At 51.0% G+C, this 22,998-nt stretch carries 17 protein-coding genes and 1 tRNA gene; 12 read left to right on the top strand and 6 right to left on the bottom strand.

Translation table 11 applies throughout. From position 1 onward, the window contains the following. Window positions 1-134 precede the first annotated feature (134 nt). The gene (locus FH603_RS06705) at window positions 135-1,718 is read left to right on the top strand and encodes a hypothetical protein (RefSeq protein WP_186736692.1); all 1,584 of its coding nucleotides are present in this window, start codon (window positions 135-137) and stop codon (window positions 1,716-1,718) included. A gap of 97 nt (window positions 1,719-1,815) precedes the next feature. Here the strand turns inward: FH603_RS06705 and FH603_RS06700 are convergent, their stop codons facing one another. Then, on the bottom strand, window positions 1,816-2,598 hold the full coding sequence (locus FH603_RS06700) for a lipoprotein signal peptidase (RefSeq protein ID WP_186736691.1): 783 nt from the start codon (window positions 2,596-2,598) through the stop codon (window positions 1,816-1,818). Between the two features lie 86 nt (window positions 2,599-2,684). Then, window positions 2,685-3,917: a proline dehydrogenase family protein gene (locus FH603_RS06695; protein ID WP_186736776.1), complete on the bottom strand. Its 1,233-nt coding sequence runs from the start codon at window positions 3,915-3,917 to the stop codon at window positions 2,685-2,687. A 277-nt stretch (window positions 3,918-4,194) separates the two neighbouring features. On the opposite strand from FH603_RS06695, the gene FH603_RS06690 reads away from it, so the two are divergent. Then, window positions 4,195-5,292, top strand: coding sequence for a chorismate mutase (locus tag FH603_RS06690; protein WP_186736690.1), 1,098 nt, complete (start codon window positions 4,195-4,197; stop codon window positions 5,290-5,292). Between the two features lie 75 nt (window positions 5,293-5,367). Here FH603_RS06690 and FH603_RS06685 read toward each other — a convergent pair whose 3' ends face one another. Together FH603_RS06685 and FH603_RS06680 are read right to left on the bottom strand one after the other, a co-directional pair. Beyond that, window positions 5,368-6,318 (bottom strand): DUF4249 domain-containing protein, encoded by a 951-nt coding sequence (locus tag FH603_RS06685; protein ID WP_186736689.1) that lies wholly within the window; start codon window positions 6,316-6,318, stop codon window positions 5,368-5,370. A 14-nt stretch (window positions 6,319-6,332) separates the two neighbouring features. After that, a complete protein-coding gene (locus FH603_RS06680) occupies window positions 6,333-8,753 on the bottom strand; it encodes a TonB-dependent receptor (RefSeq protein WP_186736688.1) in 2,421 nt (806 codons plus the stop codon). Window positions 8,754-8,974: 221 nt separating this feature from the next. Between FH603_RS06680 and FH603_RS06675 the strand changes: the two genes are divergently transcribed. From FH603_RS06675 to FH603_RS06645, 7 genes are all read left to right on the top strand, one after another. Next, on the top strand, window positions 8,975-10,315 hold the full coding sequence (locus tag FH603_RS06675) for an NAD(P)/FAD-dependent oxidoreductase (RefSeq protein WP_186736687.1): 1,341 nt from the start codon (window positions 8,975-8,977) through the stop codon (window positions 10,313-10,315). After that, window positions 10,315-12,456 (top strand): S46 family peptidase, encoded by a 2,142-nt coding sequence (locus FH603_RS06670; RefSeq protein WP_186736686.1) that lies wholly within the window; start codon window positions 10,315-10,317, stop codon window positions 12,454-12,456. Before FH603_RS06675 ends, FH603_RS06670 begins: the two co-directional genes overlap by 1 nt. 95 nt (window positions 12,457-12,551) lie before the next feature. Beyond that, on the top strand, window positions 12,552-13,076 hold the full coding sequence (locus FH603_RS06665; protein WP_186736685.1) for a DinB family protein: 525 nt from the start codon (window positions 12,552-12,554) through the stop codon (window positions 13,074-13,076). 44 nt (window positions 13,077-13,120) lie between these two features. After that, window positions 13,121-15,328, top strand: coding sequence for a S9 family peptidase (locus tag FH603_RS06660; protein ID WP_186736684.1), 2,208 nt, complete (start codon window positions 13,121-13,123; stop codon window positions 15,326-15,328). 250 nt (window positions 15,329-15,578) lie between these two features. After that, a complete protein-coding gene (locus FH603_RS06655; protein WP_186736683.1) occupies window positions 15,579-16,517 on the top strand; it encodes a DUF6089 family protein in 939 nt (312 codons plus the stop codon). A gap of 205 nt (window positions 16,518-16,722) precedes the next feature. After that, window positions 16,723-17,409, top strand: a complete 687-nt coding sequence (locus FH603_RS06650) for an NUDIX hydrolase (protein WP_186736682.1) — start codon at window positions 16,723-16,725, stop codon at window positions 17,407-17,409. Between the two features lie 111 nt (window positions 17,410-17,520). Continuing rightward, window positions 17,521-17,592: transfer RNA gene (locus FH603_RS06645), tRNA-Arg, on the top strand. A gap of 121 nt (window positions 17,593-17,713) precedes the next feature. Here the strand turns inward: FH603_RS06645 and FH603_RS06640 are convergent. Then, a complete protein-coding gene (locus FH603_RS06640) occupies window positions 17,714-18,139 on the bottom strand; it encodes a response regulator (protein ID WP_186736681.1) in 426 nt (141 codons plus the stop codon). 308 nt (window positions 18,140-18,447) lie between these two features. Between FH603_RS06640 and FH603_RS06635 the strand changes: the two genes are divergently transcribed. Then, complete coding sequence (locus FH603_RS06635) at window positions 18,448-20,157, top strand: AMP-binding protein (RefSeq protein ID WP_186736680.1); 1,710 nt, start codon at window positions 18,448-18,450, stop codon at window positions 20,155-20,157. Window positions 20,158-20,229: 72 nt separating this feature from the next. Here FH603_RS06635 and FH603_RS06630 read toward each other — a convergent pair whose 3' ends face one another. Continuing rightward, window positions 20,230-20,685 (bottom strand): LytR/AlgR family response regulator transcription factor, encoded by a 456-nt coding sequence (locus tag FH603_RS06630; RefSeq protein ID WP_186736679.1) that lies wholly within the window; start codon window positions 20,683-20,685, stop codon window positions 20,230-20,232. A 283-nt stretch (window positions 20,686-20,968) separates the two neighbouring features. Between FH603_RS06630 and cysM the strand changes: the two genes are divergently transcribed. Then, complete coding sequence (gene cysM / locus FH603_RS06625; RefSeq protein ID WP_186736678.1) at window positions 20,969-21,841, top strand: cysteine synthase CysM; 873 nt, start codon at window positions 20,969-20,971, stop codon at window positions 21,839-21,841. 69 nt (window positions 21,842-21,910) lie between these two features. After that, entirely contained in the window at window positions 21,911-22,987 is a 1,077-nt protein-coding gene (locus FH603_RS06620; protein WP_186736677.1) for a quinone-dependent dihydroorotate dehydrogenase, read from the top strand. Window positions 22,988-22,998: the final 11 nt, after the last annotated feature.

Raw genomic sequence — 22,998 nt, 5'->3', positions numbered from 1 at the left:
TTGTTGCTCTGCTTCGTTAAAATGGCCCTGTGCTTACGAAGAAATGTATCTAAACAGGCGGGGGAACGTTCTTCAACAAAATCTTCACCTTACTTTTACGTTTTTCTAGACAGACCGCTCTCTGACTATTGCCTATGATTCGTATTGCCGGTAGTGTGGCCTGGCTGCTAATGACCCTTATCGGAAGCAGCTACGCACAGGATACTAAGCCAATCCAACTCATCTTACCCACCCAGTCAAACTGGAATGTTGTCCCGGAGGGTAATGTCGTTCGATTCGATCTGAAGGCTACAGATCACACCAACGACACGCTGTTTTTTTCATTGGGAGAAGGTCGGCCAGAAGGTATGGACCTTGACTCACTGGGGCATTTTAGCTGGCGACCCGACTTCGACCTTGCCGACCGGATTCAGACAACTCGAATCGTTCCTGTTGAGTTTGTTGTTCAGAACCGGCATGGCAAGTCGATCACCCAAACAGTCGATTTTAAAGTACTACACGTAAACCGCCCACCAACGGTTGGCGAGCTACGCCCGTTTTACGTGCGCTACCGTACGCAGAACACGTATAAAATGGGAACGGATCTGGTTCGTGACGATGATGGCGATCCCATTGCCTTTATCCCTATTGCCGATCAAATGCCTGAGGGCAGTAAGCTTAGCTCTCAGGGTGAATTGACCTGGACCTTATCGTTGAATCAGTTCAATAAACTAAAACAGGCTCCTCAGTACATTGAATTCTGGGTAGAGGATCAGCCCTCTAAGATGCGTACCAAAGGCCGGTTGAAGGTCGAAGTTACCCAGATGGACTTACCGCCTGATATTGCCGTTATTCCCAAGGAAACTCAGTATCGACTCAAGGAGAACGCGACCGTCAACCTCAAATTTTATCTGTCAGATCCGAATGGCGAAGACGATATATCGGCCTTTGGCTTTCTGTCGGACAACTTACAGATTCCCAAAACGGCGCTGGTCAAGAATACCGAAAATCAGTACGAATTCATCTGGCAGCCGGGTTACGATTTCGTAAAAGACCCGTATGACTCACTGGATGTACAGGTTACTTTTTACGTACTCGACAAATCACAGAACAGGGAAGAACGTCGGATTGGATTCACCATTTTCAACACTGTAAATGAAGCTGAGAAAGACCGCTACTACTACGCACAATACCGGCAGTTGCTGGTACAAGCCTGGGGGTTAGTCGAGCAGCTAAACGCGAAGGAGGAAGAGCTAAAACACGATTACAAGAAGGCTAAAGGCGGTAAACGAAATCGCTCGGTGGCTAACGCATCGCTGGGGGCGGTCACCGGCGTAGCGCCTGCGGTTACCAATGCGAGCTCAAGTCCGAACGCCCAGAGCAATCAGCGTCTGATCTCGGCCATTGGCGGAACGGCCGTGTTGACAATGGGAACGCTCGAAGCAACCGAGGTTATTGGCAAGTCGATGAAAGACCTGATGGACCGCTATAACTATGTGCTGGGTAAACGTAGCGAACTACAAAACAAGGGCGATGTATTCGCCCGTGAGTTTGGGCTGAAATCGGCCCGGCGCTCCGGGGAGTTCATCCGCAAGATGGACGAGTTCAGAGGAGCCATGAGCCTGAGCGGCCTGGTTGCCCTGGAATTGGATGCCAACTGGCAAAACAAGAAGGAAGCCAGCGATAAAGCCATAAAACGAACGTTTAAAGACTTTCAGGCGCTGGAAGAAACTCAATAGCGTAATTCGAGCCAGCTTCCACTGGCTGGCAGTAAACATAAAAAGAGCCGGGCTATACGTGTAGCCCGGCTCTTTTTATGAAATCCATTGTGTAGTCTTATTCGTCTCGCTTTGATGGATCAGACACCACCGATTCAGGAGCGGGTTGCTCGTCAACATCCACCGACCTCGACTGGTTTTCGTTATACTGATCGGTTGGGTCAACGGGCTTCTCATTATCGCCCCGCTCAGCTACAGGCATTACCTCGGCTTCTGTAGCATCCGGTCCGGAAACGGGCAGGAGTACGTCGTCGATAGGTGGCTCGCTAAAGAACCGGCGCTGGAAGAACAGAATAACACAGACGCCAATAAAAATGCAGGAATCGGCTATGTTGAAGATAGGTGTCGAATAGTATTGACCACCCCAGAGCGGCACCCATTCGGGAATGAATCCTTCCCACACATCCACAAATATCATGTCGATAACCTGACCATGGAACCAGGGTGTGGGCGAACCATATGGAGCGTTATTCAGAAAAACCCCGTAAAATGTGCTGTCAATAACATTGCCGACGGCCCCTGCCAGAATCATGGCCATAGCCCACAGCAATCCATTTGGGGCACCCCTATGCGCCAGGTATACCAGGTAATAGCCAATACCGACCATGGCAAAGAGTCGAAATATGCTTAACAGCAATTTGCCATACTCATATCCCAGTTGCATGCCGAACGCCATGCCTGGATTAAGAACGTAATGAAGCTTGAGCCAGTCACCCGCTACTTTGACCTGCCCGGCAAAACCGGGAGTCATATAGTAATGCACGGCCAACTTTACACCCTGGTCTAAGGCGATCAGAAGCAGCGCCAGCACAAAAAACTTAATGGGGTTTTTGCGAATCATGTACAAAAAGTCTGGCCCAACCGGAAGTTGGGCCGTTTACAGAAAAGTCCAGCACAAGCGATTCGTCGATTCGATTGGACCAGCTATTAGTTACACTCCTTCCGGCGCTTCAGTTCATTGCTCACCAGTTTGAATTCACGGCTGCTTTGGCCAGCGATGGACTTGTTCTCATCGGCCCGGCGGAACAGGTACGGCATGACGGCTTCAACGGGTCCATAGGGCACATACTTGGCCACATTATACCCCGCATTAGCCAGGTTGTACGATATGTTATCGCTCATACCCAACAACTGCGCAAAATAGATGTGCTCGTCATTGGGCACAATACCCATCCGCTTCATCTGTTGCAGGCAGTACTGACAGCTGTACTCGTTATGCGTTCCCAGACAGATCGACACAATATCCCGGTTTTCCAAGCAGTAATCGATGGCTGCGTTAAAGTCACGATCCGTATTCTCTTTGGTGGGCTGAATAGGGTCCTGATACTCTTCCTCATGGGCCCGCAGACGCTCCTTTTCAAGGTAAGCACCACGCACCAGCTTAACCCCGAGGTAATAGCCTTTAGCCCGCGCTTCTGCCGTATCGCGCCGAAGATGCTCCATACTTTCCCAACGATACATCTGGTAGGTGTTGTAGACAACAGGACGTTCGTGGTTATAACGATCCATCATCTCATACGCTAGTGTATCGATGGTATCCTGAATCCAGCTCTCTTCGGCATCAATAAAGATCCGCACGTTTCGTTCGTGTGCCCGGCGGCAGAGCGAATCGACACGCTTCAGCACCCGGTCGAACTCAGCTTTTTGTGCCTTGTTGAGCGAATCCCCGATCTGCACAGCTTCGAGCAGGTCGGTAGAGGCTAAACCCGTGATCTTGAAAACAGAAAATGGAATATCGGAGGATTCACTGGCGCGCTCGATGGTACGTAGGATTTCGAGCGTAGTATCGTCAAAACTCTTCTCTGTTTCCTCTCCTTCGACTGAGTAGTCAAGGATCGTACCAACGTGTGCATTGTGCAGCGTTCGTATCGTTTTTTCGGCATCCGGAATACTTTCTCCTCCGCAAAATTGGCCGAAAATAGTGTTTTTGATGAGGATTTTAATGGGAAGGTGCAGGCGTAGCGCAATCTTTATAAAAAAAGTGCCTAAATTTACCAGCCATCCCTTATTCATCAACGCAAACAACCAGTAGGTCTTTCGTAATTTGAAATCCGACTGGGTAGAAAAAGCAATCGAAGTGTCCTCGAAAGAAACAGATCGGAAATCACGGTCCGCCACAGCGGGCTTAGTTTCTGAAGGGTTCTGGACAGTCTCCGGCATCAGATTACTTCGGTTCGACATATCAGTGCTCCGTTTGGGCGGTGCTACTTCCATAGCGTTAGGTGCGTGTCGGTTAACACGACCGAAATATAGAACGAAATTTCGGTCAAACGGTTAAGCGTACCGGCGCGACTTGTTCGAAAAAGGTAAAAACTGTGTTAGACAAATGAAGGAACCGGCTTGAAAAACAGCCAATTCCCTCTGCAAATATACCACAAAATCGTATTTAAAAGTTCCCTATAGAGTAGCCGTATTACTCGTCAATTACGCGTTTGTTATGAAGGTAGAATTAGCTGTAGAGCCGCTTGGATCATGGATTCAGACCAACGGCAAGCCCCTGATTATTGCTGGTCCTTGCAGTGCCGAGACCGAAGAGCAATTAGTTGAAACCGCTCGTCAGCTTAAAGCGCTGGATGCGGTTCATGTTATCCGGGCGGGTGTTTGGAAACCCCGGACCCGGCCGGGTAGTTTCGAAGGTATGGGTGAAGCAGCCCTGCCCTGGATTCAGCGCGCCAAAGCCGAAACGGGTCTGCCGTTTGCGGTTGAAGTGGCAACACCCGAACACATCGAACTGGCGCTTAAGTATGGTGTCGATATTTTGTGGATCGGTGCCCGTACTACCGTTAACCCATTCAACGTGCAGGAGATTGCCGACGCCCTTCGCGGTGTGGATGTGCCGGTACTGATAAAGAACCCGGTCAATCCTGATCTGGCGTTATGGGTAGGTGCTTTCGAACGTATAGCGGGTGCTGGTATCAACAAACTGGGTGCTATCCACCGCGGTTTTGCTACCGGCGAAGCCAGCAAGTACCGGAACGTACCGATGTGGCAGATGGCTATCGAACTTAAATCGATATTCCCTCAGCTACCCATCATTGGCGACCCCAGCCACATGGCGGGCAAGCGGGCCTACCTGAACGAACTGTCGCAGATGGCGCTAGACCTCAATTACGACGGTCTGATCGTAGAGTCGCACATCGATCCCGATAAAGCCTGGAGCGATGCTGCTCAGCAATTGACACCAGCCGCTTTTGGCGAAATGCTCGATCACCTCCAGATTCGGCAGGTTGAATCAGAGAACATCGAATTCCAGAGCGTGACCGACCAGACCCGGCGCAACATCGATAACGTGGACCGGCAGATCGTTGAGATGCTGGCCGCCCGGATGGCACTTGTAGAGCGGCTGGCCGAACACAAGCGGGATAATAACGTAACCCTGTTTCAGCCGGAGCGTTGGAAAGAGATTTTGAAGACACGTACCGAACTGGGTCAGAAATTGAATCTATACCCTGAACTGGTGGAAGAAATATACAAGATCATCCACATGGAATCGATTCGGAAACAGACCGAGATCATGAACAACCAGACGGTCTAGTAGGACTATAAAAGGGGCAGGGGGCAGAACAGGCAGTGCGAAAGCATGCCCGTTCTGCCCCCTGCCCCTTTTATGTCATTTGATCAATCGCATCGATAGCGTGGAGCGGTTATAAGCCCCGAAACAACCCAAAGCCCCTTTAATATTACTTGGAATAGGCACGGGCTCAGCAAACGGATTACCGGCGGTCTCTGCCTGCTGCCGTATTCCGTTTTGATAAGCATAATAAAACTGATCGGTATTGAGCAAGTTTAGGATGACGAGTGCCCTTTTGTACTGTCGTCTAAAGGGAGTTGGCTGTTTATTATCAACATATAGGCTACTCACGTATCCTGGTTCAGAAGTCATCATTCGTCCCTGCATGGCGGCATCCCGCTGAACGTTACCCTCACCCGGTTCGAAAGACACATAACTAACTGCTTCCGCCGTTTGCCCCCCTGAGTTCGATTCGCAGGAAGAACAAGTAAGAACAGATCGAAACAGGCCCGTTACCTGATAGAAATTAGGTTTCCCGGCCGGGTCCTGCCAACGGGCGCGCACAAAATAGCGACGGTACTGGCGGCCCGACTGCTCTTCAGTGATGGAATCGAACACGGCGCTTGCCAGGTTGACCGCTTCGGGTACAGTACAGGTACTGGTCAGTGGCTGACGCTTTGGTATCTGAACTGTCAGTGTATAGGTTCGGCCTGCCACAACAGGCAGTTTTTTGCTGTCGGCCCGGTATAAATCCAGGCTTGCATCGTACTGCAGGAATACAAACTTATTACCTTCTGAGAGTTTTACGGTTGCATTGACAACCGGATTCACACCAGCAGCCCCCTGCGATGGGCTTAACACTGTCTGGGTCTGGGTGACCTTTGCAGCCAGCACTAAATCCTGAGGGGATAGAAAGCAGGTGACTACTATTTTAGCGGGTTCCCTGGTTAGCTGAGAAGGGTCTACTTCATTACGCAGGCTGTCGCAGCCAATCAGCAGGAATAAGCTTACAAAGAACAGACTACATAGCAAATGACTTAAACGAATCACAGGCAGTCAGTGCGTTAAAAGGTGAAACTATAGCTGAATGCCGGAATGATGGGAAAAATTGAATACCGCACCATCACTGTTTGGGATGGTTGATTTTTGCCTCCGTTGACCGATTCGAGTTGGTAGAAGAAAGGATTTCTACGATTGTAAGCATTGTACAGACTGAACTCCCACGTGCGCTCGTGGTGCTTTTTCTGCTTGTGAAGCTGAATACCAATATCGAATCGATGATAGGCTTCGGCTCGGAAGCTATTCTTTTGCGTACCATAATCCTCGACCGAACGGGTGGGCTGAAACAGGCCCCGGAACAGATTCCCGTTCGCATCGTATGGAAACCCACCGCCCGGCTGGTACGTATTGTACTGCCCTAAGGGTACGGTTAACGCATTTCCCGTTCCATATACCCACGTCCCCGACAGCGTCATACGTTTGCTCAACTCGACAATACCAACCAGCGACAAATCGTGTCGACGGTCATAGCGTGGATAAAACCAACGCCCCCCGTTGAGGGCATCAAATTGCCATTGTGTCCACGACAGCGTATAACCTACCCAGCCATTGAAGCGCCCTGCTTTCTTTTGCAGCAACACCTCTGCCCCATATGACCAGCCCCGACCCGCTGTCACATTATCCTCCCAGCGCACCCGCGTACCCGTTTCCGAACCATTCAACAGCAGAAAACTGACCCCTTCCTTATAGTTGATGATGTTACCCATGGTTTTGTAATACCCTTCCAGCGTTAGCGTTAACCCCTGCTGGGTAAAATCCTGCGCCAGACCAATGGCTACCTGCCGGGATTGTTGCGGCTTGACACGGTCGGTGGAGGGCACCCAGAGGTCGGTAGGTAACCCAACGCCCGTATTCGACAGCAAGTGAACATACTGATTCATGAGCGCATACGAAACTTTGACCGACAGGTCGGGCATGAGCGTATAAGCCGCCGACAACCGGGGCTCGAAGCGCACCGGACCTATGGCGCGGTATATCTCTTTTTTATGCAGAAAATGGCTAAGCCTTATCCCGGCGTTCACGCGCCAGCGATGCGTAGGCCGCCAGACATCTTCGAGATAAGCGGCCGACTCCAGCGCATCGACGTTGTCGGCAGCTTGCTCAACCGGAGTCGTGACCGAATTCTTCATAACAAGAGCGCTGGGGGTGAAGTGATGATAGATAGTTTGTACACCGGTCCGTAAGGCGTGTAAAGGGCCTGGATAAAACTCCACGTCATACTTTAACGAAAAATCACGAATAGCTGAATTGTAGCGGAGATAAAACAGATCGGTATCAAGCAGCAGACTCTTCTGATCTGACGATATACGCAGGGCGTAACTGCTGGCAATCAACGACAGATTCGAAAACAGTTTCTGATTGAAGAGATGGTTCCAACGCAGTGTACCGGTCGTGTTCCCCCAATTTAACCCGATATCAGTTCGGTTAACCTGGTCGCCGGTATAAAAGCGGTCGCGCCCCATAAAGCCACTTACATACAGCTTGTTGGTTGGACCGAGGTCGTAATTGATCTTGGCGTTGAGGTCGTAAAAATAATAGCCTACCTGCGTCTGATTATTCGTGCGCATAGCAACGAGGGGAGCGGTCAGTAGATCCAGGTACGTCCGCCGACCGGACACGAGAAAAGACCCTTTCTTATTTTTGGTCAGCGGACCTTCCAGCACCAGCCGTGAGGCAATTAACCCAATGCCGCCCTCACCATGTAACTTCTCACGGTTACCATCCTTCATATTCAGCTCGATCACCGACGATAAACGACCCCCATACCGGGCAGGAAAGCCTCCTTTAGTCAATTCGACACTTTTCAGGGCATCGCCGTTGAAGACCGAAAAAAAGCCGAACAAGTGACTGGCATTGTAGACGACAGCGTCATCGAGAATGATAAGATTTTGATCGGGCCCGCCCCCCCGCACGTAGATACCCGTCTGCCCCTCGGAGCCTTTTTGCACACCGGGCATCAATTGAAGCACTTTCAGTACGTCTTTTTCACCCAAAAAGGCGGGCACCTTCTTAATCTGGGAAATAGGAATGCTGACCTGACTCATCTGGGCGCTTTCGCTCAATTTCTCTTCGGTGCGTCTGGCCTTGACCTCCACGACCGACAGTGCCTGGCCGGGCGCTAGTTGAACATGTAATGTCGTATCGGTATGGAGTGGGATACTACACGAGAAAGCTGTGTAGCCCATTAGCGACACCACAACGGGCAAGCTGTCCTGAGCCGACAGAGTCAACGAGTAAAAACCGTAGGTATTGGTTGTAGTACCACGCGATGTGCCGGGTACATAAACACTGGCACCGATAAGCGCTTCCTGACTGTTCGTTTCGCGAACGTAGCCGCTGACCGTTACCCGACCGGGTGTTGTCTGCGCCCACGATAAACTCAGCAAAAACAAGGTGCAGATAAGACTGCCTAACGTTTTCAGCATGCAGGAAAAGAATTGAGGACTCCAGAATTACAAAGTTACCTTTTGTTAAAATACAAAAATATCTACTATCCACTAATAGATATAAATTAACATTGATTGCCTTGAAATGTCATCTTTACCCTCAACCTATGCCTCGCTTTTAGCACCATATCCCAAACAAAAGTGTTGATTAATAGGTACTATAACCAAAAAAAGAACCGCGTTTAATTACCGAACTCAACATGCTGCAATACGATAAATTATCGCTTAATATCCCCGATACTACCAAACCACGCGTTGTGATTATTGGTGGTGGATTTGGTGGTATGAACCTGGCCAAGAGTCTGCGAGACGCTGATGTTCAGGTAGTTTTGTTCGACAAACAGAATTATAATGGCTTTTGGCCATTGCTATATCAGGTAGCTACTGCCGGACTGGAGCCAGATGCTATTGCCGAACCGTTTCGTAAAATGTTCGACGGTCAGAAAGATTTCCACTTCCGCATGGTACGCGTCAATAAGATTGATCCGGAAGCCAAGACCGTAACGACACTTATCGGCGATTTGCATTACGATTATCTGATCATTGCCAGCGGGTCGAAGTCGAACTTTTTTGGCAATGAACAGATCCAGAAGTATTCGTTTCCCCTCAAGACGGTCCCCGAAGCGCTTAACATTCGCAGCCAGTTTTTACAATGCTTCGAACAGGCCAGTATCACCCGCGAGCCTGCCGAACGCCAGAGCCTGCTCAACTTTGTCATTGCCGGTGCTGGTCCGACAGGCGTAGAAATGGCCGGCTCACTGGCCGAAATGCGTAAGCACGTCCTTCCCGCCGATTATCCAGGTCTGGACTTCAGCCAGATGAATATATACGTCGTTGAAGGCATGGGAAAGGTGCTGCCACCCATGTCGGACGAATCCGGGAAAAAGGCTCAGAAGTACCTGGAAGAGTTAGGCGTCGTGATCAAACTCAACACCCTGGTCGAGAACTACGATGGTGAAACGGTGACGTTCAAAGGCGGTGAGCAGATCAAGACGCAAACCCTGGTTTGGGGAGCAGGCGTAACAGGAGCCATGATCGACGGTATTCCGGCCGAGTCGACCGAGCGTGGTCGAATTCTGGTTGACCCAATCAACCGCATACAGGGCCTGACCGATGTTTTTGCTATTGGTGATATTGCCTTCATGAAACTGGAGAAGTTTCCCAAGGGACACCCCGGCGTTGCGCAGCCCGCTATTCAGCAAGGCGAACATCTGGCCAAGAACCTGAAACGGATGCTGAAGAACGAACCAACAACACCCTTCGAGTATTTCGATAAAGGGTCACTGGCCATTGTCGGGCGAAGCAAAGCCGTAGCTGATCTGCCGGGAAATATCCACCTTGGCGGCTTCATTGCCTGGATGGCCTGGTTGTTTGTCCATATCTTTTATCTGGTCGGTTTCCGCAGTAAGCTCGTTGTGTTCAGTAACTGGATGTACCGGCTATTCACCTACCAGCGCGGTACCCGGCTGATTATCCGCCCGTTCATCCGGAAAGATGATAAAGTAGCCAACGAAATTATGATGAAGAACGAAGTAGCCTGATGCTTACTCAACACCTGCGCCCGGCTGCCATCTCGGGCTTCCTGATTGTTTTTCTGTCGGGTCTGGGCCTGGCTCAGCCCACACCCACCGATTCCACGAAAGGTGGCCCGCTCGATCTGGGCAAAATGTGGACATTCGACGACCCACCGAAGGAGTACTTCAGGAAGACGTACAACTTCACCGCCGACGAGAAGTGGTTCGATGAATCGCGATTAGCTTCCCTTCGCTTTGCTGCCTATTGCTCGGCTTCGTTCGTATCGGCAAACGGCCTGGTAATGACCAACCACCACTGTGCCCGCGAGTCGGGAACGGGGGTGGCCCGGAAGGGTGAAGACCTCAACGCAACGGGTTTTTATGCTAAAACGCCAACGGAAGAGCGTAAAGTCGACGGGCTGTTTGTCGACCAGTTAGTGAAGATCGAAGATATTACGAAGCGAATACAGGAGGCTATGAGCAGCGCTGGTGCCAGCCAGGGCCAAACCGATGCGTCTCAGTTGCAGGCCCGTGAGCAGGCTTTTGAAGCCGTCAAACAGGAATACAGCACTAAAGATGGCTGGAAAGGGCTGGAATTACAGACGATTACCTTCTACAATGGTGGGCGATATGCCCTGTATGGCTTTAAACGCTATACTGACGTCCGGCTGGTGTTCATGCCCGAACTTCAGCTTGGCTTTTTCGGGGGTGATCCCGATAATTTCACGTATCCACGCTACGCCCTGGACTGTTCGTTTTTCCGGGTGTATGATAACGGGAAACCCTTACAAACGACCCATTTCTTTAAGTTCAACACCAATGGCGTTCGCGATGGTGAGCCGATTTTCGTGATCGGTAACCCTGGTAATACCGAACGGCTCAAGACGGTTGCCGAACTGGAATTTGACCGTGATCTGCAAACGCCCGCTACAATTCAGCTGCTCCGCAACCGGTCCAGCGCCTTGCAGGTCTATAATGCCACCGCCAAAAATGATAGTATTCTGAATGAGATCTTCAGCTATGAGAACAGCCTGAAAGCTTACGGCGGTCAGTTAGCGGGTTTGCGCGACGCGGGCCTGCTGGGGCGCAAGGCTGTATTTGAGCGGCAGTTCAAAGCGGATGCAAAGGCAAAAAACCTGCCCGCTGAGCAGCTAAAAACCTGGGACGATATGGCCGCCAGTATGGCCCAACTGCGTACGTTATTCAATGACGCTACCTACCTGGCTCCCAACGAAAGGACCTCGGGCGCATTGCTTGCCTTTGCGGGTGTGCTGATCCAGTTCAATGACCTGCTGACCTCGCGTCCTCAGGATGCAGAGCGGGCCCGATCGCTGGTTGAGACTCCCACCGTTTCGAACAAGCAGTTGGAAGAAGCGTATCTGGCGGCCCATCTGGCCGAAGCCCAGACCGGCTTGGGCAACGACGACCCCTACGTAAAAGCCGCATTCACAGGCCCAAATGGTCAATTCAAATCCCCAAAGGAAGCAGCGGCTTACCTGATCAGCCATACCAAACTGAATGATCCGGCATTCATTAAAGAACTGGCAACACGGCCCGGTGCCATCGGGTCGTCTACGGACCCGATGCTGGTATTGGCCCGCATTGGTTTTCCACGTTACCTCAAAGCCGCCCGGCAAGCCCGCGATATATCCCAGCAACAGGAGGTGCTTCGCAGCCAGCTCGGCCGCATGCTCTATGCTGTATACGGCACAGCCGTTCCGCCCGATGCGACCTTTTCACTGCGTATCAACGATGGCATTGTTAAAGGATATGCTTACAACGGAACACAGGCACCGATCCTGACGACCTTTGCCGGACTGTATGACCGTAATTATTCCTTTGGCGACAAGGCACCCTGGAGTTTACCGGCCCGCTGGAAGAATCCACCGGCCGAGTTGCTCAAACAGCCCATGTGCTTCATTAGCACCAACGATATTATTGGCGGCAATTCGGGTAGTCCGATGATCAACAAAAATCGGGAAGCCGTGGGATTAGTCTTCGACGGTAATATGGAAAGTCTGCCGGGCGAATTTATTTTCGTGCCTGACCTCAACCGGAGCGTATCAGTCCACGCGGGTGGAATTATTGCCGCCATGCGCTACATCTATAAAGCCGACCGACTGGTAACGGAACTAACAGGCACTGCGGCTTCTAAAGCAAAAAAGTAGTTTATTCCGGTTTTTAATGGTCAATGAGCCTATAAACTTTGCCAAAGTTCAAAACTTTGCCAAAGTTTATAGGCTCATCTTTTTTATACCTCCCCATGACCAAGTCTGATATTGCTGAAATGCCCCCGTTTTTCGACCGGTACATTACGATCGCGCCTGAAATTGATGTTGTTAGCGCCTTACATCTGGCTCCTTCATTTACCAGTTTGCTGCCATTTGAAACGGCCGAAGCACTGGGTGACCGGGTTTATGCACCGGAAAAGTGGACAATTCGGGATATTGTCCAGCATATTATCGACACAGAGCGCATAATGGCGTACCGGGCCCTGCGGCTGGCGCGTCAGGATCAAACCCCGTTACCGGGTTTCGATGAGGAGGTATACGGTCAGACTGCCCAGGCTAATCGTCGGCATTTGACGGATCTGTATGACGAATATGCGCTGATTCGCCAGTCTACGATTGCGTTGTTCCGGAGCTTTGACGAACCCATGCTGATGAGTTCCGGAATTTGTTCCACTATCACTATTTCTCCGCTGGCGCTCGGTTATGTGCTGGTTGGCCACCCAATGCACCATGCCAATGTGATCCGGGAACGATATCTGCCCCTACTCACCCAATAAACAGTTGCTTTTCTATTCGTTGGTTTTCTAGATACAACCTCTCCATGTTAAAAAAAATCTTCCTGCTCATTGCTCTTACGGCTCAGATCGTTAGGGCCCAAACGAAGTCAAAAATTATCGTCACAGACCTGACGCGCATCAAACAGATTAGCAGCATCAAACTGTCGCCGGATGGTCAACGGGCGGTTTATACCGTAACTACTACCGAGGCTAACCCCGACCAGAAAGAAGAGTATGAGTACCGGACACACCTTTACCTCACGGGCCTCGACAAACCCAACACCGCCAAAGCGCTGACGCGTGGCAGCGAGTCGGCCAGGCAACCGGTATGGTCGCCCGATGGTAAGTACCTCGCCTTTGCCCGGTCGGTGAAAGGTAAAAGCCAGATTTTCGTGATGCCGCTGGACGGGGGCGAAGCGTGGCAGCTCACGACAGACAAGTACGGGGCTTCGGGGCCGATATGGTCGCCGGATGGCAAACGGATTGTCTTCGGAACTTCCATCCCAATGGCCGACATGCTGACCGATTCGCTGTTAAATCCCAACAAAGGTGGCCCTGTCTGGTCGCTCGAAAAACCGGGCTTTGCCGATAATTCCTTCGTGAAAGAGGATAAAAAGATAAAAGCCAATCCCGATGGATCACTGGCTGAAATCCGGGCGTATCTGGCCAAAGACGTTATCGACAAGAAAGCCAAGGTCATTAACCGGCTCAATTTCCAGGGGGAGTCGACAACGGAGCCGGATCCCAGCTTCACCCATCTGTACATCATCGATGTACGCGAAGGTGCCACTGCCAAACCCCTGACCCGTGGTTTTTCCTCTTTCCAGGCCAGCAACTGGCTTCCAAATGGCCAGGGATTACTCGCCGTTACCGACCGCGACTCACTTAAACACCCCGACCGCGAGCAGGACAACGCTATCGTCTATATCCCGGCTGATGGCTCCGGCAAACGTACGACTGTATTGGCCGAAGCGGGTAAAAGCTACGGATCGCCCGAGATCTCACCCGATGGCAACCAACTGTCATTTTCAGTGAGTCCGTCAGAAGGCGTCAATTTTGGTCAGATCGGTCTGGCCACGCTTAACGGCTCAACGGTATCGAACCCGCAGCTGGTCACGTTCGACCGGGCCGCCGGTAGTTTGACCTGGGCAACCGCCCCTTCGACAGCCAAAGGCAGGAAGTCGACCACAAACTACGCCATTTACTTCACGGCATCGTCCAATGGCGGTACGCCCCTGTACCGGCTCGACCCGACCAGCAGGCAGGTTACGCAACTGACCGACTTCGAGAGTGGCATCACCAGCTTCGATGTATCGGGCAATCAGGTTGTTTTCTCGAAGACAGAAGTAAAAAACCCGTCGGAACTGTACCGGTCCGATGCAACGGCAAAAGTCCAGACGCAGCTGACGAATCACAACGACTGGGTGGCTCAGCGGCAGCTTAGCTTTCCGGAGAAGCGAACGTACAAGAACTCCATTGGCCAAACCGTCGACTACTGGATTATGAAGCCAGTAGGTGATATAAGCAAAAAGCACCCGTTGCTATTGAACATGCACGGCGGCCCAACAGCCATGTGGGGACCGGGCGAAGCGTCGATGTGGCATGAATTTCAGTACATGTGTGCCCAGGGCTATGGCGTTGTCTATGCCAATCCCCGCGGGTCGGGCGGATACGGCCTTGCTTTCCAGCGGGCCAATATCAAGGACTGGGGAACCGGGCCAGCCGAGGACGTCCTGGCAGCTGCTACCGACGCGGCTAAAGAGGCCTGGGTAGACACCAGTCGGCAGGTCATTACGGGAGGTTCCTATGCGGGCTACCTGACTGCCTGGATCGTTGGGCACGACAACCGGTTCAAAGCTGCTTTTGCCCAACGCGGAGTCTATGACCTCACCACGTTTATGGGCGAGGGTAATGCCTGGCGGCTGGTTCCCAATTACTTTGCTTATCCCTGGACAGCCGATGCGAAAGTACTGGATGCAAATTCGCCGTATACTTTTGTGCAGAACATAAAAACACCGCTGCTCATCAAGCATGGCGAAAATGACCTTCGTACCGGCATAATTCAAAGTGAAATGCTGTATAAAAGCCTGAAAGTGCTGGGTCGGCCCGTCGAATACGTTCGGATGCCTGGTGCCACCCATGAGCTAAGCCGTACAGGTAACGTTCGCCAGCGAATTGACCGGATGCTGCGGATATATGAGTTCTTCGAGCGGTATGTTGGCGACGGCGCTCAGGGGCTTACCCAGAAGTAACGCATCTGACGTATACACTACATAGGGTAACAGAACAATGGCTTGTGGTAAAGATGATACCCTCGGCACGTTGACTACGCGAACTCAGCCTATCGAAGTTGGTGACATACAACGTTTTTACAGATTAGACTGACATACTCAGTAGCTGTATTATTCCTCAAACAGAACCTTATAACCATGAAGTTTTGCTGACTTCATGGCTATAAGGTTCTGTTTTGTTTTATTTGAACACCTACCGAACTATACATCCGTGAATTTTTTGGTTACTACGATTACATTAGCCTTTTTAGGCCTGACCAGCGCTCATGCGCAGTCCCGCGCTTTCCAAAAATTTACTCCTTATTCCGAAGTAGGAATCGGGGGTGGCACAGCCTCTTATTTTGGCGAACTGGCCCCCATCCATCGGCCATTCCGCAGCCTTGGAACGTTACCCCGCTGGAATACAAGCATTAGTTTCACCCGCCACGTGACTCCTCATTTTGCTTTACGGACCTCCTTCACCTGGGTGCGGCTGATTGGCGACGATTTTACGTTCACTGAGACTAACCCAAACCAATTTCCAATCCAGTTTTTGCGCAATCTTCATTTTCGCAACGACATCAAAGAAGTAGCCATAAGCGGCCTGTATCAGTTCCGGCGCGAAGGTAACCAGCCAAACCATCGTCCTTCTGTAACGCCTTACATTATGGCTGGTATAGCTATAGTCGGCCATAACCCCAAGGCCCGTATTCCTTTGTACGAGTCAGATAGCCCACTGGGAAACTGGCTGGATTTAAGGCCGTTGGGAACAGAAGGCCAGGGTCTGGGTGGCTACGCCAAACCCTACTCACTGGTTACCCTGGCTATACCCGCCGGAGTGGGGGTCCGTTGGCGGCTCACCCCCAACCTGAACCTGTCGGCCGAAGTAGGGTTTCGATATACGCTTACCGATTATCTAGATGACGTTGGGGGGCTGTACCCAGACAGCGACGCCATTACCAAGAACTTATCGATCTTGTTTTCGGATCGACGCTACGAATACCTGGTCGCCCGCACGGGTCAGGATCGTCTTGAGGCATTACAGAATCTACCGGATGTAACACCTGATGTTCATCGGGGAACATCGGGTTATGACATGTATATGCTTACGCAGATCAAACTTCATTACCTGCTTCCGGTAGCTATAAAATGTCCCGTCGACAGGCGATAAGCATTTGTGTAGCCAACGAATCAAACGTGGTAGCCAGGTTCAGCGCCGTTTATCGGGACATAAATTTGCCACCAATGAGCCGGGCTGAAACCACCTGACTAAACACTCTGCCAAGGGCACCGTTACTTAACCATTGACAGCAAGATCCGGTTTGTTACCGATCGGCCCCGAGGCCCTGAACCATACAAATTCAATATACTTTTCAATGACAACCAAACAGAAACCGGAAGCTCTTGAAGACGCGCCAAAGTTCAAATTCTGGAAAAACCAGATGGAAACGAATGGACTAAAAATCAATGGAGTAAGTGAAAAGTATGTCCGGCATCGGCATAATGGCGAAGTGCTGTTTGCGATGCTTGAAGTAGATGCCGATACCCCAGAAGGCGATAAAATCCCGCCTGCGCTGTTCCTGAAAGGCCACGCGGCCTCGGTGCTGGTATGCCTGATCGATAAGGACACCCAGGAAAAATTCGTAGTGCTGGTCCGCCAACGACGCATATCCGACGGATCGCATACCTACGAACACCCGGCGGGTATGGTCGATGCCGACGACGCCCCCGACGATGTGGCCGCTCGTGAATTAGGCGAAGAAATTGGCCTTGCTGCAACCGCTGCCGACCTGACCAAGCTAAACTCCAAACTGTGGTTTCCCAGCACCGGAACCAGTGATGAGGCCATGCATTTCTTCTATCTGGAGCGCGCACTATCCCGCAGCGAGATCATGGCGTTTCACCACAAAGACATGGGTAATGCCTCGGAGTTTGAGCGCATTACGACGGTGGTGACGACCCTGCCCGAAGCGCACAAGCTGGTAACGAACGTTAACGGCTTGCTCATCCATTTCCTGTACCTGCAGCACGTTGGCGACTACGAAACGATGAAACTGTTATAGGTTAAAAGCGGGCAGAAATCGGTCAGGTCTGCATTATCGGCCAGAATCTTCGCTCGCCACTTGCGCTTTAGCCAGTCAATGTGCTATATTTGCACTCCCAAATGGGGATATGCTTCCGTAGTTCAATGGATAGAATTTCGGTTTCCGGTACCGACGATAGGGGTTCGAATCCCTTCGGGAGCACAGAAAAGTAACAGACCCGCTACTCTAATCAGGTGGCGGGTCTTCTTTTTTTATCGTGACTTCGGGATTATCAATGCCTAGTAGGGACTCCTCAGTAACCAGAGCCCTTGAAACCCAGTGATTAACTAAAATTATTGGGTGCTGCACACCGCTTCCAGTATTCCATAATACTCTTGATGGTTTCCTCTAGCCCAATCAGCGTTTGCTGTTTCAGGAAGAAACCCTGTACCGATAGGCTATAGGCATTAATAACCATCTCCTGACTGGCAGCCGTGGAGAAGAACAAATAAGGAATACATTTGACCTGTAACGCAGCGTCGGTGTGTAACTTCTCTCTTAGCGCAAATCCATCCAGCTTGGGCATGTTGATATCAGACAATATCAGGAAAGGAAGTATAGGCGTTGTCATTAAAAAATCAAGTGCCTCCTGCCCATCGAAGAAATAAATAACTTCATTTACATAGCCTAACTTGGAAAAAACCTGCTGGAACAGGAACTGATCATCAGCGTCATCCTCAATGACAATCACCGGGCCATTTTTATCCATAGTATACTTTTAAAGAGAGGACTGAGTAAAACTACTCGAAAGGTAGGTCATAAATCAACTGATCGAGTTTTCCAGCTACATTATTCCCTACCTTAATTTTCGAGGTTTGAGTTTACAGGCCGTACTTCCAACTGCCTGTCAGACCTAACCCATCAGCCCTAGCGGGTAAAAGATTATGTTTACCGCACTTGCCCACCTCGCTTAACGACAGGAAAATACCAGGGGCCTTACCTACTTTGTAATTTTGTTCACAGACGAACTTTGTCCTGCTTTCGTTTTATTTTTGCTAAAAAACAGACTATCGCTGCATGGAAACGCAACAAACTATAAACTCCCGCCCCTGGCTTCGATTTTACCCCAAAGGCGTTCCACACGACATAAACCCTGATGCCTATCCGTCGCTGGCGGCCATGATGGATGAAGCCTTTACCCGGTTCGCCGATCGTCCCGCTTACTCCTGCATGGGAAAGGAAATTACGTTTGCTGAAGTCGATCAACTGTCGCGGAAGTTTGCGTCGTTTCTGCAAAACGATCTGAAATTGCAAAAGGGCGATCGAATTGCCATCCAGATGCCCAATACGCTACAGTATCCTGTTGCTATGTTTGGGGCGTTGCGGGCGGGTCTGGCCGTTGTGAATACCAATCCGCTGTATACGCCCCGTGAAATGCAGCATCAGTTTAAAGATTCAGGTACTAAGGCTATTGTGATTCTGTCCAACTTCGCGAGTAATCTGGAGAAGATTCTACCCCGAACGGATATTGAACACGTTGTCATTACGAGCCTGGGCGATCTACTGGGTTTCCCTAAAAAACAGCTTGTCAACGCGGTTGTCAAATACGTTAAGAAGTTAGTACCGCCTTATAGCCTGCCAGATGCCATCTCGTTCAGCGATGCCCTGACACGGGGCAGTAAGCAGCCGTTCAAACCAGTAACCATCAAAAACGCCGATCTGGCCTTTATTCAGTATACGGGCGGAACCACAGGTGTCTCGAAAGGGGCAATGCTCACACACCGCAACCTGATTGCTAATGTGGAGTGCCAGCATGTATGGATGAAACCCGGTGGCGTGCCCGATGGTAACGGGATCATTGTTGCGGCCCTACCCTTATACCATGTTTATGCCCTGACAACGAATGCGCTGGCCGCCTTGAAAAGTGGGGCCATGAACCTGCTTATTACAAACCCGCGCGATCTGAACGCGTTTATCGACGATCTGAAAAAGTACAAAATCACTGCCTTTACGGGTGTCAATACGCTATATAATGGGCTACTCAACCATCCGCGTATCGGAGAGGTCGATTTCAGCCACTTGAGCGTCACCTCGGCGGGCGGTATGGCCCTGCAAACGGCCGTTGCCGAGCGATGGACTAAACTCACAGGTAACACCCCCTGCGAGGGATACGGCCTGACCGAAACGTCTCCCGTACTGTCATCAAACCCAATCGACGGATCGGTACGCGTGGGCACGATTGGCGTCCCCTGGCCTAGTACCGACCTGAAAATCATTCGCGAGGATGGCACCGATGCAGCTATTGGCGAAGCGGGCGAAATTGTAGCCCGCGGCCCCCAGGTATTCAGTGGTTATTACAACCGCCCCGATGAATCGGCCGCGTCAATGCTGGGCGATTGGTTCAAAACCGGCGACGTAGGTATAGTTAGTGAAGATGGTTTCTTCAAAATTGTCGATCGCAAGAAAGATATGATTCTGGTGTCGGGCTTTAATGTCTATCCCAACGAGATCGAAGATGTGGTGGCCCAGTGTCCCGGCGTACTGGAAGTAGCCTGCATTGGGGTTCCAGACCCGAAATCGACGGAGGTCGTAAAAATTTTCGTTGTCAGGAAAGATCCGGCCTTAACACCTGAAACCATCAAGGCCTACTGCCGGGAAAATCTGACCCCTTACAAAGTACCCCGGCTTATCGAGTTCCGGGATGAACTCCCCAAGTCGAACGTCGGTAAAATTCTTCGACGTCCCTTACGGGATGAAGAGTTGGAAAAACAAAAGAAAACAGCCTGAATTCATTGTACAGCAAAACACTGGCTCCCAGGAGCCAGTGTTTTGCTGTACAATGAATTCAGGTGTACCCTGTCAGGCAATACCGGGCTGGCCGACCGCCTGGGCTAAGCTGAGTTCGATCAGTTCCTGCTGAAATCCTTTGACCTGCTTCATAAATTGGCTGGCTTTCCGGCGCGACACCTCTACGTAGTCCCCATTGACGAGACTGATACTCAACTGCTGCCGATCGGGATGAATCCCTTTAAGATAGAGCAGGTTGATGATATTTTTTTTGTGAAGCCGAACAAAGACTTTCGGCGATAACCGGCTCTCCAGTTTTTTCAACGTTAGTGATACCATTAGCTGGCTACCATCGACAAAATGAAACAATGTGTAGTTTCCTTCGCCTTCCAACCGCACAATCTGGTGCATAGGCATTTTTTTGCGGTAGCCCCAGAAGGGCAGCAACAAATCGGGCATAGCGAACTGACCGGCAATTTGTTCAACGCGCGCATGGGAGAGCGGCTTTGTCAACAGAGTTGCTTTCATGTCGAATGAGTTTGTGGTGCGAACAAAGTAGATTGAGTATAAATAGCATTAGGAGACAGGTCAGATTGTTACGGCGAGTGGAGCAAGTTTACAAAAAATTCAGCATCAAGCCATTAGCTTTCCCTTTAAAAGTATACAAATTTGTAGACTATTCTTTTTTTGAGTAGAAATACTTACCAGCCTAAACTACATAAATTATTCAACCACGCAGGACGAATGAGCCCAACGAACTTATTAGTCGGTCTAAGGCTTCACAAAAGGAAACAAGAATAGCTCCTTTCGCATGGCAACTTTGCTTGATCTGGTCGGCAATACTCCCCTGGTTGAATTAAACCGACTGAATCCAAATCCCAACGTTACACTTTACGGCAAACTCGAAGGCAATAATCCTGGCGGCAGTGTCAAAGATCGTGCCGCCGTCAGCATGATCCAGGGCGCACTGGCCAGGGGCGAATTAAAGCCCGGAATGAAGCTGATAGAAGCTACGAGTGGGAATACCGGTATCGCGCTGGCAATGATTGCGCGGCTTTACGATATTGCCATTGAACTGGTCATGCCCGAGAATTCTACCCGCGAACGGGTATTGACTATGGAAGCTTTTGGGGCCACCGTAATCTTGACCGAAACCATCGAAAGTGCGCGCGATTATGCCGAAGAGCAGGTAAAGAAAGGCGGTTACCTGATGCTGAACCAGTTTGAGAACCCGGATAATTACCTGTCTCATTATCACACAACCGGTCCCGAAATCTGGCGTGACACGGCCGGGCAAATAACGCATTTCGTCTCGTCGATGGGCACTACCGGTACAATCATGGGTACCTCGCGCTACCTTAAAGAGCAAAACCCGGCAGTTCAGATTGTTGGTTGCCAGCCCACAGAGGGTTCTTCCATTCCTGGTATCCGCAAATGGCCGGCAGAATACCTGCCCAAAATTTTTGAACCTCATCGTGTAGATCGGATTATCGACGTTTCGGCCGAAAATGCGACCGATATGACTCGGAAACTGGCCAACGTCGAAGGCGTTTTTGCCGGCATGAGTAGCGGTGGATCGGTTTGGGCCGCGCTCAAGTTAGCTCAGGAGCTGGAATCCGGCGTTATCGTTTGCATCATCTGCGACCGGGGCGATCGCTACCTGTCATCGGAGTTATTCGGGTAACGTAATGCCACTCCTCGGGGCCGGCAACTTATCTTTGCACTCACTGACCCAGAGGGGCGGTGCTACAACATGTACAATCGTATTCTCCTTCCGCTGTTATTTCGATTTGATGCCGAAACGATCCACCATGTCGTTACAACGCTCATGAAATTTGTCTTCACCATTCCAGGCGTGTCGGCACTGAGCCGAAGGTGGTATGGTGTCGACGACCGGCGGCTCGAACGAACCGTTTTCGGATTAACGTTCCCGAACCCCGTCGGCATGGCGGCTGGATTCGACAAAAACGCCGAACTGGTCAGTGAACTAAGCGATCTGGGATTTGGATTTGTTGAAATTGGAACCGTCACCCCCCGCCCGCAGGCTGGCAACCCCCGCCCGCGCCTGTTTCGGTTAAAAGCCGATGGCGGACTCATAAACCGGATGGGGTTCAATAACAAAGGCGCGGGGCCAGCCGCTGGACGGCTGCGTCATTTCGCCAGTAATCGGGATGGCCGCCGGGTAATTATTGGCGGCAACATTGGAAAAAATAAAGATACGCCCAATGATGATGCGCTAAGCGACTATCTGGCTGGCTTCCGGGATCTGTTCGACGCGGTCGACTACTTTGTGGTCAACGTCAGCTCCCCGAACACGCCCGGCCTGCGCGATTTACAGGAGCGGGCGCCCCTCACCCATTTGCTAACAGCACTACAGACCGAAAATCGCCAGCGTCCCGTTCCAAAACCGATTCTTCTTAAAATAGCTCCCGACCTGACGAATGGGCAGCTAGACGATATCATTGCCATTGTTGCCGACACGGGTATTGCGGGCGTCATTGCTACGAATACAACCATCAGCCGTGCGGAATTAGTAACCGATGCAGCTGTGGTAACGGAGATGGGAGCAGGCGGTGTTAGCGGTCGACCGCTGCGCGAGCGATCGACCGAGGTCATCCGCTACCTCCATCAAAAGTCAGGGGGAGCCTTCCCAATTATTGGCGTAGGCGGCATCTTCTCGGCCACTGACGCTATCGAAAAACTGAACGCCGGCGCCAGTCTGATCCAGGTGTATACCAGTTTTATCTACGAAGGGCCCGGGCTGGCCAGGCAAATCAACCGGGCCTTGCTCCATCACCCGGTGACCTTACCCCTTTCAGCGGCTTCCTGACGCGATTCGGG

The sequence above is a fragment of the Spirosoma utsteinense genome, assembly GCF_014282275.1.
Classification (GTDB): domain Bacteria; phylum Bacteroidota; class Bacteroidia; order Cytophagales; family Spirosomataceae; genus Spirosoma; species Spirosoma utsteinense.
Note: the sequence above shows the minus strand (reverse complement) of the source record. Positions and strands in the feature narration are given on the sequence as shown.

What these genes read in the sequence shown, in the direction of transcription:
- FH603_RS06705 (WP_186736692.1), top strand. Translation starts at nt 135, where the DNA reads ATGATTCGTATTGCCGGTAGTGTGGCCTGGCTGCTAATGACCCTTATC.
- FH603_RS06700 (WP_186736691.1), bottom strand. Translation starts at nt 2,598, where the DNA reads ATGATTCGCAAAAACCCCATTAAGTTTTTTGTGCTGGCGCTGCTTCTG.
- FH603_RS06695 (WP_186736776.1), bottom strand. Translation starts at nt 3,917, where the DNA reads ATGCCGGAGACTGTCCAGAACCCTTCAGAAACTAAGCCCGCTGTGGCG.
- FH603_RS06690 (WP_186736690.1), top strand. Translation starts at nt 4,195, where the DNA reads ATGAAGGTAGAATTAGCTGTAGAGCCGCTTGGATCATGGATTCAGACC.
- FH603_RS06680 (WP_186736688.1), bottom strand. Translation starts at nt 8,753, where the DNA reads ATGCTGAAAACGTTAGGCAGTCTTATCTGCACCTTGTTTTTGCTGAGT.
- FH603_RS06675 (WP_186736687.1), top strand. Translation starts at nt 8,975, where the DNA reads ATGCTGCAATACGATAAATTATCGCTTAATATCCCCGATACTACCAAA.
- FH603_RS06670 (WP_186736686.1), top strand. Translation starts at nt 10,315, where the DNA reads ATGCTTACTCAACACCTGCGCCCGGCTGCCATCTCGGGCTTCCTGATT.
- FH603_RS06665 (WP_186736685.1), top strand. Translation starts at nt 12,552, where the DNA reads ATGACCAAGTCTGATATTGCTGAAATGCCCCCGTTTTTCGACCGGTAC.
- FH603_RS06660 (WP_186736684.1), top strand. Translation starts at nt 13,121, where the DNA reads ATGTTAAAAAAAATCTTCCTGCTCATTGCTCTTACGGCTCAGATCGTT.
- FH603_RS06650 (WP_186736682.1), top strand. Translation starts at nt 16,723, where the DNA reads ATGACAACCAAACAGAAACCGGAAGCTCTTGAAGACGCGCCAAAGTTC.
- FH603_RS06640 (WP_186736681.1), bottom strand. Translation starts at nt 18,139, where the DNA reads ATGGATAAAAATGGCCCGGTGATTGTCATTGAGGATGACGCTGATGAT.
- FH603_RS06635 (WP_186736680.1), top strand. Translation starts at nt 18,448, where the DNA reads ATGGAAACGCAACAAACTATAAACTCCCGCCCCTGGCTTCGATTTTAC.
- FH603_RS06630 (WP_186736679.1), bottom strand. Translation starts at nt 20,685, where the DNA reads ATGAAAGCAACTCTGTTGACAAAGCCGCTCTCCCATGCGCGCGTTGAA.
- cysM (WP_186736678.1), top strand. Translation starts at nt 20,969, where the DNA reads ATGGCAACTTTGCTTGATCTGGTCGGCAATACTCCCCTGGTTGAATTA.
- FH603_RS06620 (WP_186736677.1), top strand. Translation starts at nt 21,911, where the DNA reads ATGTACAATCGTATTCTCCTTCCGCTGTTATTTCGATTTGATGCCGAA.